Origin of the sequence: Neorhizobium sp. DAR64862/K0K3, from assembly GCF_050500185.1 — a bacterium.
In the GTDB taxonomy this organism is placed as follows: domain Bacteria; phylum Pseudomonadota; class Alphaproteobacteria; order Rhizobiales; family Rhizobiaceae; genus Neorhizobium; species Neorhizobium soli.
The window spans coordinates 178,370-195,698 of sequence record NZ_CP191449.1; the positions used below are offsets into that span (position 1 = coordinate 178,370).

Here is a 17,329-nt window from a genome sequence, read left to right on the forward strand (position 1 = left end):
GCTCCCAGCATCACACCGTCTGCAGCGCCTGCAGGTCCTCGACCGGCACCTCTCCACCCATCTGCTTCAGAAGCAGCGCGGCCATAAGACGACCAGCCTCCGCGAGGTCCTCGTAGATCGTTTCGATACGCGGGCGGACCTGGTCGAACAGGCCGGACGTCTGTTTGGCGACCAGGCGCACATCTTGGCCGATGGTGCGGCCGGTGTCGTAGGCCGCCGACATCACGGCCATGGCGGAGACTTCGCCGCCGCAGATGAAGCCGTCGGGCGCGTCGTCGGCCGCCAGTCGTTCCGCCACATGGTCGCGGATCGCGTCGGACTTGCTGTCGAGCGAGACACGGTCGGAAATCTCGAAGGCGACGCCTTCCTCGCGCACCGCCGTCATGAAGCCATGGCGCATGTGATGGGCGAAGGTGAACTGGGCGGGCGGCAGGATGATGAACAGCCGCCGACAGCCAGCATTGATGAGGCTTTTCGCGGCCCGGTAGCTGAAGGCGTAATTGTCGTAATCCACGTAAGGATGCGGCGTCGCAAGCTCGGTGCGGCCGTGGCACACGAAAGGAAAGCCCTGTTCCATCAGGAATTTCACACGCTCGTCGGCGGCTTCGGTGCGGCTGAACAGGATGCCGTCGGCCATCCGGTTGCGGACGATATGCTTCACCGGATCGATCTGCGGCGTGTCTGAAAAATGCGGCGTGATCACCAAGTGGTACCTCGTGCCGCGCAGTGCCGCACTCATGCCGCGGATCATCGATGTGCCGTAGCCGAGGATTTCCTCGTGCGGATCAAGGACGAGGCTGATCACGTTGGTGCGTCCGGTGCGCAACCGCTGCGCCGCGCGATCCGGCAGATAGCCGACATCTTCGGCCGCCTGGCGCACGCGGATGCGGGTTTCGAGCGCAATCTGGGGATCGTCGGAGAGCGCCCTCGATACGGTCGTGACCGCAAGCTCGGTCAGTTCGGCGACGGTCTTCAGCGTCGGTTTCTTCTGGGCTGTATCGCGGGGCAAGCGGTTCGCGTGCGGCCGCGCCGGGCGTCCCTGCTGCAGCGTATCCGGGTCGATGTCCTCACCCCGGTCATCCCGGTCGTCAAGCGGCATTCCTGTCTCCTCCAGCGCCCCTCCAGGCGCCCTGTTTGTATCGTTGCAAAACGCCGCAAATTCGGCAAGTGCAAATCAACTCTTCACCGTCGCAAACGGGAAATATCGCTTTTATCGTTTTATAACAGGGTGATGCCGGATCTTTAGCATCACTGAAATTCTGTCCCCTACGGGGTTGACACTCGCATGAGTTATATCGTTATAAATCGATGTCCGGAGAGGAGCCCGGCTTTGAGGGAGATATTTCAATGACTATTCGTTTGATCGGCAAACTGGCCGCCGGTGCGGCTATGATTGCGCTGACCGCTGGCGCCGCAAAGGCAGCCGAACAGGTTGAAGTTCTGCACTGGTGGACGTCCGGCGGCGAAGCCGCGGCGCTCAACGTGCTCAAGGAAAACCTGGCCAAGCAGGGTATCGGCTGGAAAGACATGCCGGTTGCCGGTGGTGCCGGTTCTGCCGCGATGACGGCGCTGCGCGCCCGTGTGACCGCCGGCGATCCGCCGACCGCCGTCCAGCTGCTCGGTTTCGACCTGCGCGACTGGTCCGAGATGGGCGTCGCCGCCAATCTTGACGATCTCGCCGCCAAGGAAGGCTGGGACAAGGTCATTCCGGAAGCGCTGCAGGCGTTTTCCAAGTATGATGGCCACTGGGTTGCTGCCCCCGTCAACATTCACTCCACCAACTGGCTGTGGCTGAACAAGGCTGCCTTCGACAAGGCCGGCGGCAAGCAGCCGACCAATATGGACGAGCTGTTCACCATGCTCGACGCCTTCAAGGCGCAGGGCATCACCGCGCTCGCCCATGGCGGCGTTCCGTGGCAGGACGGCACGCTCTGGGAAGCCGTGGTTCTCTCCGTCGGCGGTCCTGATTTCTACAAGAAGGCCGTGCTCGATGCCGATCCGACAGCGCTGTCGGGTGATACGATGAAGAAGGTGTTCGACGATATGTCGAAGCTTCGCACCTATTTCGACCCGAACTTTTCCGGCCGCGAATGGAACCTCTCCACCGCGCTCGTCATCGAAGGCAAGGCAGGCGCTCAGGAAATGGGCGACTGGTCGAAGGGCGAATGGCTGCGCGCCAAGAAGACCCCCGGCACCGATTTTGTCTGCATGCGCTTCCCCGGCACACAGGGCTCCGTCCTGTTCAACGCCGACCAGTTCATGATGTTCGACGTGGGTGAAGAGCAGAAGGACGCACAGATGAAGATGGCATCCGCCGTCGAAGATCCCGCGTTCCAGATCGCCTTCAACACGGTCAAGGGTTCCGTGCCTGCCCGGACCGACGTCTCGGACGAAAAGTTCGACGATTGCGCCAAGAAGGGCATGAAGGATCTGGCGGAAGCCTCGTCCAAGGGCACGCTGATGGGCTCGCTTGCTCATGGTTATGCGCAGCCGGCCGCTGTCAAGGAAGCCATGCTTGACGTCATCACCCAGCATCTGAATGGCCAGCTGACAACGGATGCCGCGCTGAAGCGCCTGCCGGAAGCGGTTGCTGCCGCGAAGTAGTCAAAAAAACCCCGCCCCAAACCCCTCCCCACAAGGGGGAGGGACTTAACCCAGCCGCACTGTCTGGGCCCGATTTGGTCGGTGGGTGCCCACAGGTTTTCTCCCCCCTTGTGGGGGAGATGGCCGGCAGGCCAGAGGGGGCTTTTTTGTTGGCGCACCTTCAAACGTCTCTATTCGCATCCGGAGATCCCCCATGACGACAATCGAACCGGCTCCGATGGTGACGCCGACCAGGCCGCGGCGGTCCATGGCCGATGGTTTGCGCAACGGCTTGCCGAAGCTTGTTCTGGCGCCGTCCTTTGCCATCATTCTGGTGTTCGTCTACGGCTTCATCCTGTGGACGGTCTATCTGTCGTTCACCACGTCGAAGATGATGCCGATCTACAAGTGGGGCGGGTTCGATGCCTATTACCGGCTATGGTCGCAGCCCAACTGGTATGTGGCGATGCAGAACCTCGCCATATTCGGCGTGCTCTACATCGTGCTCTGCACCGCGATCGGGCTTTTCATCGCGATCCTGATGGATCAGCGCATCCGCGCCGAAGGCGTCCTTCGGCCGATCTTTCTCTATCCGATGGCGCTGTCCTTCGTCGTGACAGGCACGGCCTGGAAGTGGTTCCTCAACCCGGGCCTCGGGCTTGAGAACACGATGCACAATCTCGGCTGGGAAAGCTTCAAGTTCGACTGGCTGGTCAACCCGAAAATGGCGATCTACACCGTCGTCATCGCCGGTGTCTGGCAGGCCTCGGGCTTCATCATGGCGATGTTTCTGGCGGGCCTGCGCGGCATCGACGGCGAGATCGTCAAGGCGGCCCAGATCGATGGCGCCTCAACGGTCTCGATCTATCGCCGCATCATCATTCCGATGCTGCGCCCGGTCTTCCTGTCGGCCTTCATCGTGCTCGCGCATATGGCGATCAAGTCCTATGACCTCGTCATCGCGCTCACGGGCGGCGGGCCGGGCAATGCCACCGAACTGCCGTCCACCTTCATGTATTCCTACACGTTTACCCGCAACCAGATGAATGTGGGCTCGGCCAGCGCCGTGATGATGCTGATGGGCATTACCGCGATCATCGTCCCCTATCTCTATTCCGAGCTTCGGGAGAAGAACCATTGAGCGCGATCCCTGAAAATGTCAGCGCCGGGTCGGTGCGCACCGTCCGCTATTTCATCTATGGCGCACTGATCATCCTTGCCGCCGTCTATCTGCTGCCGCTCTATGTGATGCTGACCACGTCGCTGAAGTCGCTCGACGAGATCCGCGGCGGCGACATGCTGGCGCTGCCGTCCGATCCCTCCATCGCCGCCTGGGTCAAGGCTTGGGGCGAGGCCTGCATCGGCGTCTCCTGCGTCGGCATCAAGGGCTATTTCTGGAACTCGCTGAAGATGGTGGTTCCGGCTGTGGCCATCTCGACGCTGCTCGGCGCGCTCAATGGCTATGTTCTCACCAAGTGGCGCTTTCCCGGCCACAAGCTGGTGTTCGGCATGATGCTGTTTGCCTGCTTCATCCCGTTCCAGGCGGTGCTGATCCCGATGGCGCGTCTGCTGGGTGCGATGGGTATGTCCAATTCCACCGCCGGCCTCGTCTTCGTCCATGTGGTCTACGGCCTCGGCTTCACCACCTTGTTCTTCCGCAACTATTACGAGGCGTTTCCGGACGAGCTGGTCAAGGCTGCGATGATGGATGGCGCCGGCTTCTTCAAGATCTTCTGGCGCATCCTGCTGCCAAGCTCCGGCCCGATCATCGTCGTTACGGTCATCTACCAGTTCACCAATATCTGGAACGACTTTCTGTTCGGCGTCTCCTTCTCGTCGGGCGAAGCATCGCCGATGACGGTGGCGCTCAACAACCTCGTTTCGTCTTCCACCGGCGTCAAGGAATACAATGTCGACATGGCCGCCGCCGTGTTCGCGGCATTGCCGACGCTGTTCGTCTATGTCGTCGCCGGACGTTATTTCGTGCGTGGCCTGATGGCCGGCGCAGTCAAGGGTTGATCCAACATGAGCTTTCTCGAGATCAAGAATATCCGCAAGAAGATCGGCAATGTCGAGATCCTCAAGGGCATCGACATCGATCTGGAAAAGGGCGGCTTCCTGGTGCTGGTCGGCCCGTCCGGCTGCGGCAAGTCCACGCTGCTTAACGCCATTGCCGGCCTGCTGCCGCCGACATCCGGTGACATCGTCATCGATGGCGAGGTGGTGACGGACCTGCATCCGTCCAAGCGCGACATCGCCATGGTGTTCCAGTCCTACGCGCTCTATCCGAACATGACGGTGGAGGAGAACATCGCGTTTGCGCTGGAGATGCGCGGCATCGACAAGGCGGAGCGGGAAACGGCCGTCGCAAGCGTGGCAAAGACCCTGCAGATCGAGCATCTCCTGAAGCGTCGTCCGAGCCAGCTTTCCGGCGGCCAGCGTCAGCGCGTCGCCATGGGCCGGGCGCTGGTTCGCAAGCCGCGCGTGTTCCTGTTCGATGAACCGCTCTCCAACCTCGATGCAAAGCTGCGCGTCGAGGTGCGGGCCGAGATCAAGGCGCTGCACCAGAACACCAATGCGACGATCGTCTATGTCACCCACGACCAGATCGAGGCGATGACGCTTGCGACCAAGATCGTCGTCCTCAAGGAAGGCATCGTACAGCAGGTCGGAACGCCGGCCGAAATCTACAATCTGCCGGCCAACCTGTTTGTCGCCGATTTCATGGGCTCGCCGGCAATGAACATGCTGAAGGGCAAGGTCGTCTCCGACGGCGTCGCCCTTTTCGGCGGTTCGACGACGGTTGCCGTGCCGCCAACAGTGACGTCTGCTTTGCCCGCGGGCAAGGATGTCATTCTCGGTCTGCGCCCCGAAGCGATCACCGATTCCGGCCTTGCCGATCCAACAGCCCATGCGATTGCCTTCGTTGATGCGCAGGTAACGATGGTCGAGCCGACGGGCTCCGACACGTTCGTGACCGGTCGGATGGACGGGGTCAATTTCACGGGACGCGCCCGCGCCGAAGTACCGGTCACGCTTGGCCAGACATTCCGCTTCGCCTTCAATCTCGACAAGGCCGTCGTGTTTGATCCGGAAAGCGGCAGCCGCATCGGCTAAGTCCATGATCGGGCCAGAAAATTGACTTGACAAAAGACAATTTTCCTATCCCGAATCCGGTCGTTACGGGGCAATAGGGAACTATTCCTGTCCGCCCCGTGTTTCCCTTGTGACTGAAACAAGGGAGAGATGCCATGTCGCTGACCCGCGATTTCACGCCCTACGATTCGCGCCGGACCGCGTCCGGCCACGTCTCGTCCGGCGCGCCCGTGCGCCGATCCTTCCCCAAATCCTGGGGCGCCGAACATGTCGGCGAAAACAGCGTTCTGTTCCGCCTCTGGGCACCGGACATCGAGCGCCTGCGCCTTCGTATCGCTGGCCGCAACCGCGAAATGCTGCCGGCCGGGCAGGGCTGGTTCACGCTGACCGTCGAAGGCGTCGAGCCCGGCACGCCCTACCAGTTCGTCATGCCCGACGGTAAGGCGTTCGCGGACCCCGCATCGCGGGCGCAGGACGGTGGCGTCGATGGCCACTCGATGATCGTCGATCCGGCCTTCTACCGCTGGAACATGCCGGCCTGGAAGGGGCATGCCTGGGAAGAGGCTGTGATTTACGAGATGCATATCGGCACCTTCACGTCCGAGGGCACGTTTCGCGCCGCAGCGTCGCGTCTCGCCGACCTTGCCGATCTCGGCTTCACTGTCATTCAGCTGATGCCGGTCGCCGAATTTCCGGGCGATCGCGGCTGGGGCTATGACAGCGCGCTTCCCTATGCCCCGCACCACGCCTACGGTTCGCCTGATGACATGAAGGCTTTCGTCGATGCCGCCCACCGGGTCGGCCTGTCGGTCATGCTGGATGTCGTCTACAACCACTTCGGCCCGGCTGGAAACCTGATCGTCTCGAACATCCCGTCTTTCTTCGATCCGCAGTTTATCACGCCGTGGGGTCCGTCGATCAACTTTGCCCAACCAGCCGTGCGTGCTTTCTTCATCGAAAACGCGCTCTACTGGCTGGAAGAGTTCAATCTCGATGGCCTTCGCATTGATGCGGTGGACGAAATCCTGGATGAAACGTCAGAGAAGCACATTCTCGTCGAACTTGCAGAGCGCGTTCATTCCGAAACGACGGGTCGGCGCCGCCATCTCGTGATGGAGGACCATCGCGCCATCCTGCGCAACCCGGAACGTGGCGGTACGCCGGATGCGTTTGTGGCCGGATGGAACAACGACGCCTACCACGCCGCACATGTGATCGCGACAGGCGAGGCCGTGGGCCATGCCGGACCTTTTGCCGCGCAGCCGGTCGCCAAGCTCGCCGCTTGCCTCGCGCATGGCGGCATGCCGTCGCAGGACGATGACGAGCAAGACGCGAGGTCAGACGCGGACGCGGGCGGATCTTCGCCGCTTACCTCGTATATCCACTTCCTGCAGAACCATGATCATGTGGGCAATCGCGCCCATGGCGAACGATTGATCTCCCTGTCGGAGCCGGGGCTTCTCGACGTCATGACTTCAATGCTGCTTCTGTCGCCGCAGGTGCCGATGATGTTCATGGGCGAGGAATATGGGGAAGTGCAGCCGTTCGCGTTCTTTGCCGAATACGAGGGCGACATCGCCATGACCACCTGGGCCAACCGGTTGATCGAGGCGGAAAAATTCGGCGGCCTGCCGGAAGGCGTCACAGAACCTTGGCAGTTGGACAATCCGAATGCGCCGGAAGCGTTCGAGAAATCGAAACTGCGCTGGGAGCGTCGCGACACGGCGGAGGGCTCTGCCGCCTACGGGAAGATCCGGGATCTGATCGGAAAGCGGCGCGAGCACGTGGTTCCAGGGCTTTCCGGCATGCCTCACAGCGTCGGTCGCGTTCTTGCCTCCGCGCCGGAGACGATTGCAATCGACTGGCAGCTGTCGGATCGTCTCGTGCAACTGCGTGCCAATCTGAGCGCGTCTGAGGTCGAAGCACCTGGCATTTCCGGGTTTGTGATCCACCGGGTGCCGGAAACCGTCGTTGCCGATGGAACTGGGCCGCTCGTCATGCCGGCAACGTCGCTGCTTGCGGCGATCTCGCGGCACTGAATATTCGAATATTCATCGGAAAGGTGACGGCCGCATCACCAAGTCCTTGGCCAGTGTTCCAAAAGCCGCTAGAACTCATGGCGTTGCTTTCAAAGCCAAGGGACGGGGCTAAGAATGGATCACCAGCGCGGCGGCTCTGCTGCCTGCCAACCTTCCCGCGCAACGGTCGTGCGGGATGGCTAGGTTTGCGCGGCTCTTCCCGACGGCACCGATCGGGGCTTATCTGATCGCGCTCGTCGTGGGCGTGGCTTTACCGCTGCTTGTCTTCGGCGCCTTTCTCATGCTGCAGCTGGAAGAGCACGAACGGGACATGCTCTCCTCGAATACGGCAGAAGACGCCCAGATGATCGCTCGTGCGGTCGACCGCGAGCTGCAGGACATGGCAACGACGCTGCGCCTGCTGGTCAGTTCTCCCGAGCTGGAGTCCGGTGACCTTCGCGCCTTCCACGAGCGGACCCGGTCGAGCCTGCGTTCCACCAAGCTTTTCGTGATCGTCGCAGACCGGGACGGACAGCTTCGGCTGAATACCCGCGTCCCCTTCGATACGCCGCTCGGCAAGACCGCCAACATGCCAGCGCTCGAATCCATGCTGCGCAGCGGCTTGACGGAAGCCTCCAGCATGTTTCGCGGCACGACCAGCGGAAAGTGGGTCTTCAACGTCGCGATGCCGCTGTCTGAGAAGACAAACGCCTCGGGCGCTGCGATGATCATCACGCAGAATGCCGAGGATCTGCAAAAGCTACTGTCCGTCGATGGCCTGCCGGATGGCTGGTCTGCCGCGGTCCTCGATGGCAGCGGTCAGGTTGTCACCTCGGTCGGTGCCGCAAAGATGGCGGAGGGCGCCAGGTTTCCCAGCGAAACTCTGCGGCTGATGACCGGTTTTCGCGGCACGATCGAAGATGTCGATGGTGCGGGCAAACAGATGTACGGCTATGCGCAGATTACCGGCTGGGCCTGGAAGACCGTCGTCTGGGGGCCGATCGCGTCCGCGCAGGAAAACATTATCTCCACCTGGCGGCAGCTCGTTGCGGGCGGCATCGTCTTTCTCGCCATAGCCATGGTCGTCGCCTACCTCGTCGCCTGGCAGCTGCGGATCCCGATTAGGCAGATCGCCGACATGGCCGAACGGATCGGCAAGGGCGAAATCGTCTCGCCGGTGGAGACCAAGATCACCGAGGCGAACCAGATCGCCGTCGCGCTTTCGAACGCTTCGTTCGACCGAAGCCAGGCAGAAGACCGTATCCATCTCATCCTGCACGAGCTGGTTCACCGGACAAAGAACATCCTCACGCTTGTCCAGGCTATGATGCGCCAGCTGGCACGCAAGGATACGCCGATGGACGAGTTCCAGAGGGCAATCAGCACCCGCCTCCAGGGGCTGGGGAAATCGATCGAGGCTCTTGCCGAAGAGCAATGGGGCGGTGTTCCGATGCATGGGGTCGTCGAGATCCACATGAGCACGTTTGCGGAAGCGGCGGACCGCGTCCAGATCCAGGGCGAGGATTTCGTGCTGAAGGCGGGTGCAGTTCAGAATCTCGGCTTGGTGCTGCATGAACTCGCCACCAATTCCGTCAAATACGGCGCATTGTCTGTACCCCATGGTACGGTACGGATCTCATGGAGCGATATCGCCGAGGAGACCGTCTCGGATGGAGACGGCGAGAGCCGTGGTGTGAACCTGCTTCTGGTCTGGGAAGAAAGCGGCGGCCCGACGGTAAAGCCGCCCACCCGCACCGGGTTCGGCACGACCATCATCAAGCGCCACGCGACCGCTGCATTCAGCGGCACTGTCGATATGGATTTCCGGCCCGGCGGCCTGGTCTGGCGGATGACGGTACCGCGTGCCAACCTGGAGCGCCCGGACGCTTCGGAAGGCTTGCGCGACGTCCCTCTTTAAGTTCTCTGGGTGTTTCAATGCGTGGGAACGAAGCGATATCCATCTCAGTTTAGCGGTTATGGATACGTTAGTCAGCACCATTGAAATTGACGTCGAGTCTCTCAAGACGATCGGCCTCACCTATGTCAACGATACCGAACCCGGCATTCGGCGGGAACGACGCGGCAAGGGGTTCAGTTATCGGTTGCCGGATGGTGGCTTGCTGGTCGAGGATGACCACCATACCCGCATCTCCGCACTCGGCCTGCCGCCAGCCTACGAAAACGTCTGGATCTGTCTCGATGCCAGCGGCCATCTGCAGGCAACCGGCTATGACAGCCGCGGCCGCAAGCAGTATCGCTATCACACGGACTGGCAGAATTTCCGCAGCGAGCGAAAGTTCGACCAGCTTGCCCAGTTTGGCGAGGCCTTGCCGCGCATCAGGTCCAGAGCTGCCCGCGATCTGTCGCATGGTCTCGACAAGTCCGAGGCGGTGATCGCCGCGCTTGTGGCGCTGATGGACATGACACATCTGAGGGTCGGCAACCGCGCCTATGCCAAGGAAAACCGCACCTACGGCGCAACGACGCTTCTGAAGCGTCACATGGTTTTGTCCGGTGACGGTATCCTCTTGAAATTCACCGCCAAGGGTGGCAAGCGGGTGCAGCACACGCTGAAACATCCGCGTCTCCAACGTATCCTGGAAGACGTCGCCGACCTTCCGGGACGCCAGCTGTTTTCGTTTCCCGATGAACACGGTACGCCGCGACCGATCGATTCTGGCCGGCTTAACGCCTATCTCGCCAAGGCCGCCGGCTTTCCGGTCACGGCGAAGACGTTCCGCACCTGGGGCGGAAGCCTCGCAGCCTTCATGTCAGCCTGGAATACAATGGCTGAGGACGGCCACCGTCCCAAGATCAAGGCACTGTGCAACGCAGCTTCCGAAGCGCTGCACAACACGCCTGCCGTCTGCCGCACCAGCTACATCCATCCGCAGATCCTGGGCCTTGCCGAGGATGTCTCGCCGCTCGAAAAGATCATGAACGCGAAGACCCTGCCGACGGACGGCCGCCGTGGTCTGCGCATGAACGAGCGCCGGCTTCTGGCATTCCTGAAGCAGGAACAGACCTGACCGGACCGGTTCTCGCTCCATCAGCCAGCGTATGATCTCGTGGCACGCAGACAAGAGAAAGCCCGCACCGACCATGCCGGAGCGGGCTTTCGTTACCAGTCATTCTGCAATCAAGCGGCCTGTCTGTTGTGACGGCCCTCGTTGACTTCCTCGACGATCTTGTCGACGAACTGCTGCAGGTCGTCGGGTGACCGCGATGTGATGATGCCGTTATCGCAGACCACGGCTTCGTCCTGCCAGGACGCGCCTGCATTGCGAACGTCGGTCCGGATCGACGGGTAGGATGTCGCCTTGCGGCCACGCAGGGCATCCGCCTCGATCAGCAGCCATGGACCATGGCAGATGGCAGCAACAGGCTTGCCGCTCGCCACAAAATCTCGCACGACGCTGATCGCCGTTTCATCCTTGCGCAGCACATCGGGATTGATCTGTCCGCCGGGCAGAACCAGCGCATCGAAATCGCTTGCCTTGACGTCCTTCGCTTCAAGGTCGACCGCGACAGAGTCACCCCAGTCGGTCTCGTCCCAGCTTCTGATCTCTCCAGACTTGATCGAAGCGATCTTCACGTCAGCACCACGTTTGCGCAGTTCATCGAGCGGAAACCGGAGCTCCGAGCGCTCATAGCCGTCGGTTGCAAGAATCAGGATGGAAGCGGACTTCATGTCAGCCATGTTTCACTCCTTTTTATTGTCATGGACTGTTGTCGTGGGCCGGCCCGGTTAAAGGCGGCCAGTCGAGAGATCCCTGCCATTGATAGACGCGGGGACACTGATCTCCTCTCGCGCTGTTCTGGGAAGCGGCAGTACGACGGCATCGGGCACAAGGACCCTAAGCTCTTGCGGGCTTTTGGCCGCAAGATGCTTTGGATGGCCGAAGCTGCGATGCGAAAGGAACCGGTTCTTCAGCATTGTCAGAACGTGATGCATGATGGATCTCCCGTCGTGAACACAAGGTTTTTGCCCGGTCACTGGATGTCCAACCCGACCGGTGTCATTTCGTTCCAGATCTTACACGATGTAATAGTACGTTACTGAACGACTCGAACGCGCCAAGCTCACAGGAAGTCTCGCCGATAAAAAGTTGGCGTCAGCGAAGAGGCCAGCCACAGTCATGTGTCGCTGGTGTCAGTCAATGGGATGACCGGTCGATCGCTAGATCGGAACGACCATCATGTAACAGGCCGCGATGACCATCACGAAACCTGCAGCCTCGATCCATTCCTTGACCATGATTGCCTCCCGCCACACTCCTAAAGCCTATCAACTGCGATACGGAATCATGGTTCCACGAAATGGCCACAAATGCGGCGAAACGGCCTTATTCATAAAATTTGATTAACTCTTGTCGGCTTCTGCCCTTGCACGTGCAGCTTCCAGCACCGAGCGCACTTCGCGGGCCATGGCGTTTTCGATCGCGAAGGCACCATCGGGGGAGAAACCGGGATCTTCCTCGTTGTCCTTGAATGTAGCGTCGTCACGCAGCCGCTGCACGAAACGGGTGGTCGTCAGCTCGCCGCCAATCATTGCAGCGATCAGATCGATCATCAGTTCGCGATGCGCGTTCAGCCGGCCTTCGAGCTCTTCCGGGGACATGGTCGTCATGGTCTTCTCCCTGCTGTTATGGGTACCACTAGAGAGATAGGGGAGGCGGCCCATCCGGAAACGCGTGCCGCCCTCAAAATTTCGCGGGCAACTTGCGAAACCTCCTAAATTGCAGGGCCTCTGGAACGAATTGCAGCCTCGCACCTTCTATAGGCGAAAGTTTCAATTGGTATGACCAGCGGGGAAATATGGATACGAAACCGAGCCACTTTGTCGTTCACCCGGGTTCCTGGCTGCAGCTGGGCGCAAATTACGACGGCGATGGCGTCAACTTCGCGATTTTCTCGGCGCATGCCGAGCGCGTCGAACTTTGCCTGTACGACCCGAGCGGCAAGGTGGAAATCGCCCGCCTCGAACTGCCGGAATACACCCACGAGATCTGGCACGGCTATATCCCCGGCCTGAAGCCCGGCGCTCTTTACGGCTACCGCGTGCATGGCCCCTATGACCCGGAAAACGGCCATCGCTTCAACCCCAACAAGCTGCTGATCGACCCCTATGCACGCGAACTGTTCGGCGACGTTGAGTGGAACGAGGCACACTTTGCCTATGACCTCCTTGCCGAAGACAAGGACCTGACCTTCGACGAACGCGACAGCGGTCCCTACACGCCGAAGGGCGTTGTCATCGACCCGAATTTCGACTGGCACGACAACAACCGTCCGAAGATCAGCTGGCCACAGACAGTCCTCTATGAAACGCATGTGAAGGGCTTTACCCAGCTCAATCCCGGCGTTCCGATCGATCTGCGCGGCACGTATGAAGGCATGGGCCACAAGGCGACCGTCGATTACATCAAGAACCTCGGCATCACCTCGGTGGAGCTGCTGCCGGTCCACTCCTTCCCGGACGATCAGCACCTGCTCGATCGTGGCCTGAAGAATTTCTGGGGCTACAACACCCTCAACTTCTTCTCGCCGGCCTCGCGCTACTTCGGACCGAAGGGCATCCAGGGTTTCCGCGAGATGGTGCGGAACTTCCACGATGCCGGCGTCGAGGTCATTCTCGACGTGGTCTACAACCACACGGCCGAAGGCAACGAGCTTGGACCGACCCTGTCGTTCAAGGGCATCGACAACTTCTCCTACTACCGTACCATGCCGGACCAGCATCGTTACTACATCAACGACACCGGCACCGGGAACACCGTCAACACTTCGCATCCGCGTGTACTGCAGATGGTCACCGACTCCCTGCGCTACTGGGCCGAAGCGATGCATATCGACGGCTTCCGCTTCGATCTTGGCACCATTCTCGGTCGCGAGCCGGAAGGCTTCAACGAGCGCGGTGGCTTCTTCGATGCGATCACTCAGGATCCGGTCCTTTCCAAGGTCAAGCTGATCGGCGAGCCTTGGGATATCGGTCCGGGTGGCTACCAGGTCGGCGGCTTTCCGCCTGGCTGGGCCGAATGGAACGACAAGTACCGCGATACGGTGCGCGAATACTGGAAGGGCGACAACGTCTCGACGGACTTTGCGGCGCGCCTTCTCGGTTCCGGCGATCTTTACGATCAGCGCGGTCGTCGTCCCTGGGCATCGGTAAACTTCATCACCGCCCATGACGGCTTCACCTTGAACGACATGGTTTCGTACAACGAGAAGCACAACGACGAGAACGGCGAGGACAATAACGACGGCCATAACGACAACCGTAGCTACAATTACGGTGAGGAAGGTCCGACGGAAGACGAGGGCATCAACGCGGTGCGTGAGCGCCAGAAGCGCAACTTCCTCGCCACGCTGATGTTCTCGCACGGCACGCCGATGCTGCTGGCCGGTGACGAGTTCGGTCGCAGCCAGCTCGGCAACAACAACGGCTACTGCCAGGACAGCGAGATCTCCTGGGTCGCCTGGGAAAACCTGCCGGAAAGCAATGAGCAGCTGCGCGAGTTTACCCGCCAGATCATCAAGCTCCGGCACGAGCAGCCGTTGCTGCGCCGAGAGAACTGGCGCGATGGCATGGACATCAAGTGGTTCAACGCCGGCGGTGGTTTCCAGACCTCCGAACAGTGGGACGAAGGCTCGACGATCGGTCTCTACATTGGCCGTGGCGACCTGAAGGAAGAAGAAGGCATCTGGCACGACGTGCTGCTGCTGTTCAACCCGTTCGAAGGCAACGTGCCGTTCCAGATCCCGCAGTTCGGCGAAGGTGGCTGGGTGCTGGAGATGACCACATCGGATTATTCCAAGAAGGGTCTCGTGATCACCAAGGAACGGGACTTCGAACTCGAAGGCCGCAGCCTGGCACTGTTCCGCCGTCCGTGATGGCAGCCTGAATACTCTGATCTCCAAGCCCCGCCGGTCTCCGGCGGGGTTTTTCGTTTGGGTGGTATGCCCCAAGGGCAGAACTCACCAGCCTTCAGCCGAACTTATTCGATGACAGCTTTTCCTCATGCTATGTCTCTGTTCACACCACGATGCAGGGAGGGAAGCACAGTATGTCGGCAGAAAAGGTAGCGATCGTCACAGCGGGCGGAAGCGGTATGGGAGCGGCGTCTGCGAAAAAGCTCGCGGCCGATGGGTTCAAGGTAGCGATCCTCTCCTCGTCCGGTAAGGGTGAGGTCTTGGCGCAGGAACTCGGGGGACTCGGCATCACCGGCTCCAACCAGTCCAACGACGATCTCAAGCGGCTCGTTGATGCGACTATGGAGACATGGGGACGGATCGATGTGCTGGTCAACAGCGCCGCCCACGGACCGCGTGCACAGATCGTCGAGATCACCGACGACCAGTGGCATACCGGCCTCGATGTCTATCTGCTCAACGTCATCCGTCCAGTGCGGCTGGTGGCGCCGATCATGCAGGCCCAGAAATCGGGCTCTATCGTCAATATCTCGACTGCCTGGGCGTTCGAGCCCTCTGCAATGTTCCCGACATCGGCCGTGTTTCGCGCCGGGCTCGCCGCTTATACGAAAATCTTTGCAGATACCTACGCGGCCGACAATGTGCGCATCAACAACGTTTTGCCCGGCTGGATCGACAGCCTGCCGGCAACCGATGATCGGCGCGACAGCGTGCCGATGAAGCGCTACGGCACAAGCGAGGAAATCGCCGCAACGGTCGCGTTCCTGGCATCCGAGGGCGCCGGTTACATCACCGGGCAGAACCTGAAGGTGGACGGTGGTTTGACGCGGTCGGTCTGAGACCTGCGGTTTTCGTTAGCCGAACGCTGTGTGCGCCGTGCGCCGTTTTCGTCAAGGAATCAAACGACGCAGGTGCCGATCACGGCACCTGCCGGATCAAAAGCTCGCTCGTCGGTCCGCGGAGGAGTTGCCGGCCTTGCGCACCAGGTTGGTGTAGACGGTGGCGTATTGCTGGGCGCTGCGCTCCCAGGAGAATTTCGCCTTCATCGCCTGGTTCTGCAACCGGGCCCACATTTTCGGTTCCTGGTAGGCGTGCATGGCCCGGCGCAGCGCGAGACGCAGTCCGTCGGTCGTCACAGGGTGGAACTGGAAGCCGGTCGCAACCCGTGCCGACATCGCTGCATCATTGGCATCGATGATGGTTTCCGACAGCCCGCCTGTGCGCGAGACGACGGGCACGGTGCCGTAGCGAAGCGCGTAAAGCTGCGTCAGGCCGCAGGGCTCGAACCGCGAGGGCTGCACGATCGCGTCCGAACCGGCATGGATGAGATGCGCGGTCGGTTCGTCGTAGCCGATGTGGACGGCCATCTTGCCGGGATAGCGCGCAGCCGTATCCAGCAGCGCCTGTTCGATATCCTTGTCACCCTGGCCGAACACGATGATACGGCCGCCATTGTGGATGACCTCGTCCGCCGTATCGGCGAACATGTCGAAACCCTTTTGCCAGGTGAGGCGGCTGACGGCGGAAAAGATCGGTCCGTTGCCTTCAGGGTCGAGCCCGAACTTTTCCATCAATACGGTCTTGTTGTCGCGCTTGCGCTTCAGCGAGGAGACATCGTAATTGCGCGGAATATGCGGATCCGTTGCCGGGTCCCAGATGTCGAGGTCTGTGCCGTTGACGATGCCGCGCAACACGGTCACGCGCTCGTTCAGGACACCGTCAAGGCCCATGCCGAAACGCGGCGTGAGGATCTCCCGGGCATAGGTGGGGCTGACCGTGGTGATGGCGTCGGCGGTCAGAAGGCCGCCCTTCAGGTAGCTGATGCCCCCGAAATATTCGATCCCGTTGATTGAAAACAGCGAGCTGGGAAGGCCGATCGCGGGAAGGATGTCTGCGGAATACTGGCCCTGGAACGCGATGTTGTGGATGGTGATCACGCTCGGAATGGCGCAGCCCATTTCGCGCATGTAGACCGACGTCATCGCCGATTGCCAGTCATGGGTATGAACGACATCGGGTACGAAACCCGGGAGAAGCCCACCGGCGATTTCCGCCGCAGCCTTCGACAGAGCTGCGAAGCGCCGCCAGTTGTCGTGGTGGTCGTTGCCATGCTCGTCGACATAAGGTCCGCCAAGCCGGTCATAGAGTTCCGGCGCGTCGAGCACGAACAGGTTCAGGCCTTCGATTTTCACATGCAGCAGCGACGCGCGGGTACCGAGCAGATCGTCGAACAGAGCAAGTGGCGTCACGCCGGAGCTTACCTGGGCCATCACTTTCGGATAACCCGGAATGAGCGTTATGGTATCGATCCCGAGGGCAGCAAGCGCCTTCGGCAGGGATCCTGTCACATCGGCCAATCCGCCGGTCTTGACCAGCGGGAAGATTTCCGAGGTGACCGACAATACTTTCATCGCGAAATTTTCCCCACTGCGTCCCCCAAGGCTCCGCTGCGTGCTACGCCCGGGAACGGCGTCCGACGAGTGCGAACGGTCAGTACTCTGACTGGCAACCGGGTCATCAACTGATGCTATTTCGATGGGGCCATCCAAGGGGCCGTACGCGTCCATCATGCCAACTCCCACCCTTGTCCATGCCATTTCACATCAGTGCCGGAGGGGAGACCTGTGTCAGCGACCGCCGAAATGGGAAAACCAGTCAGAGAAATACACGAATACGCAAAAGCCATTGCCGTCTTTCAG

At 60.7% G+C, this 17,329-nt stretch carries 14 protein-coding genes; 9 read left to right on the forward strand and 5 right to left on the reverse strand.

Features of this window, described 5'->3' with window-relative positions:
- Nucleotides 1-10: 10 nt before the first annotated feature.
- Nucleotides 11-1,099: a LacI family transcriptional regulator gene (locus tag ACQY1L_RS00945; protein WP_430242171.1), complete on the reverse strand. Its 1,089-nt coding sequence runs from the start codon at nucleotides 1,097-1,099 to the stop codon at nucleotides 11-13.
- A gap of 248 nt (nucleotides 1,100-1,347) precedes the next feature.
- On the opposite strand from ACQY1L_RS00945, the gene ACQY1L_RS00950 reads away from it, so the two are divergent.
- The 7 genes from ACQY1L_RS00950 (at nucleotide 1,348) to ACQY1L_RS00980 (ending at nucleotide 10,726) form a co-directional block, all read left to right on the forward strand.
- Nucleotides 1,348-2,604, forward strand: coding sequence for an ABC transporter substrate-binding protein (locus ACQY1L_RS00950; protein ID WP_062581941.1), 1,257 nt, complete (start codon nucleotides 1,348-1,350; stop codon nucleotides 2,602-2,604).
- A gap of 193 nt (nucleotides 2,605-2,797) precedes the next feature.
- Complete coding sequence (locus ACQY1L_RS00955; RefSeq protein ID WP_082471979.1) at nucleotides 2,798-3,724, forward strand: carbohydrate ABC transporter permease; 927 nt, start codon at nucleotides 2,798-2,800, stop codon at nucleotides 3,722-3,724.
- Entirely contained in the window at nucleotides 3,721-4,602 is an 882-nt protein-coding gene (locus ACQY1L_RS00960) for a carbohydrate ABC transporter permease (RefSeq protein ID WP_062461481.1), read from the forward strand. The genes ACQY1L_RS00955 and ACQY1L_RS00960 overlap by 4 nt, the downstream gene beginning before the upstream one ends.
- Before the next feature lie 6 nt (nucleotides 4,603-4,608).
- Nucleotides 4,609-5,700, forward strand: a complete 1,092-nt coding sequence (locus tag ACQY1L_RS00965; protein WP_430242174.1) for an ABC transporter ATP-binding protein — start codon at nucleotides 4,609-4,611, stop codon at nucleotides 5,698-5,700.
- 134 nt (nucleotides 5,701-5,834) lie between these two features.
- Nucleotides 5,835-7,718 carry a malto-oligosyltrehalose trehalohydrolase gene (treZ, locus tag ACQY1L_RS00970; RefSeq protein ID WP_430242176.1) on the forward strand — a complete coding sequence of 628 codons (1,884 nt, stop codon included), beginning with the start codon at nucleotides 5,835-5,837 and terminating at the stop codon, nucleotides 7,716-7,718.
- Nucleotides 7,719-7,893: 175 nt separating this feature from the next.
- Nucleotides 7,894-9,615 (forward strand): HWE histidine kinase domain-containing protein, encoded by a 1,722-nt coding sequence (locus ACQY1L_RS00975; RefSeq protein ID WP_430242178.1) that lies wholly within the window; start codon nucleotides 7,894-7,896, stop codon nucleotides 9,613-9,615.
- 85 nt (nucleotides 9,616-9,700) lie between these two features.
- Nucleotides 9,701-10,726: a DNA topoisomerase IB gene (locus ACQY1L_RS00980; protein ID WP_062583059.1), complete on the forward strand. Its 1,026-nt coding sequence runs from the start codon at nucleotides 9,701-9,703 to the stop codon at nucleotides 10,724-10,726.
- 110 nt (nucleotides 10,727-10,836) lie between these two features.
- On the opposite strand, the gene ACQY1L_RS00985 is transcribed toward ACQY1L_RS00980, so the two are convergent.
- The 3 genes from ACQY1L_RS00985 to ACQY1L_RS00995 form a co-directional block, all read right to left on the reverse strand.
- Nucleotides 10,837-11,397: a type 1 glutamine amidotransferase domain-containing protein gene (locus ACQY1L_RS00985; protein ID WP_062461469.1), complete on the reverse strand. Its 561-nt coding sequence runs from the start codon at nucleotides 11,395-11,397 to the stop codon at nucleotides 10,837-10,839.
- A 48-nt stretch (nucleotides 11,398-11,445) separates the two neighbouring features.
- Complete coding sequence (locus ACQY1L_RS00990) at nucleotides 11,446-11,652, reverse strand: hypothetical protein (RefSeq protein ID WP_062581951.1); 207 nt, start codon at nucleotides 11,650-11,652, stop codon at nucleotides 11,446-11,448.
- A gap of 408 nt (nucleotides 11,653-12,060) precedes the next feature.
- A complete protein-coding gene (locus ACQY1L_RS00995) occupies nucleotides 12,061-12,327 on the reverse strand; it encodes a hypothetical protein (protein WP_062581954.1) in 267 nt (88 codons plus the stop codon).
- A gap of 188 nt (nucleotides 12,328-12,515) precedes the next feature.
- Here ACQY1L_RS00995 and glgX point away from each other — a divergent pair, with 188 nt between their 5' ends.
- Both glgX and ACQY1L_RS01005 read left to right on the forward strand, forming a co-directional pair.
- Nucleotides 12,516-14,591, forward strand: a complete 2,076-nt coding sequence (glgX, locus tag ACQY1L_RS01000; RefSeq protein ID WP_430242180.1) for a glycogen debranching protein GlgX — start codon at nucleotides 12,516-12,518, stop codon at nucleotides 14,589-14,591.
- A gap of 173 nt (nucleotides 14,592-14,764) precedes the next feature.
- Nucleotides 14,765-15,469 (forward strand): SDR family oxidoreductase, encoded by a 705-nt coding sequence (locus tag ACQY1L_RS01005; RefSeq protein WP_184654490.1) that lies wholly within the window; start codon nucleotides 14,765-14,767, stop codon nucleotides 15,467-15,469.
- Nucleotides 15,470-15,565: 96 nt separating this feature from the next.
- On the opposite strand, the gene glgA is transcribed toward ACQY1L_RS01005, so the two are convergent.
- Nucleotides 15,566-17,041: a glycogen synthase GlgA gene (gene glgA, locus ACQY1L_RS01010; RefSeq protein ID WP_162728410.1), complete on the reverse strand. Its 1,476-nt coding sequence runs from the start codon at nucleotides 17,039-17,041 to the stop codon at nucleotides 15,566-15,568.
- Nucleotides 17,042-17,329 lie beyond the last annotated feature (288 nt).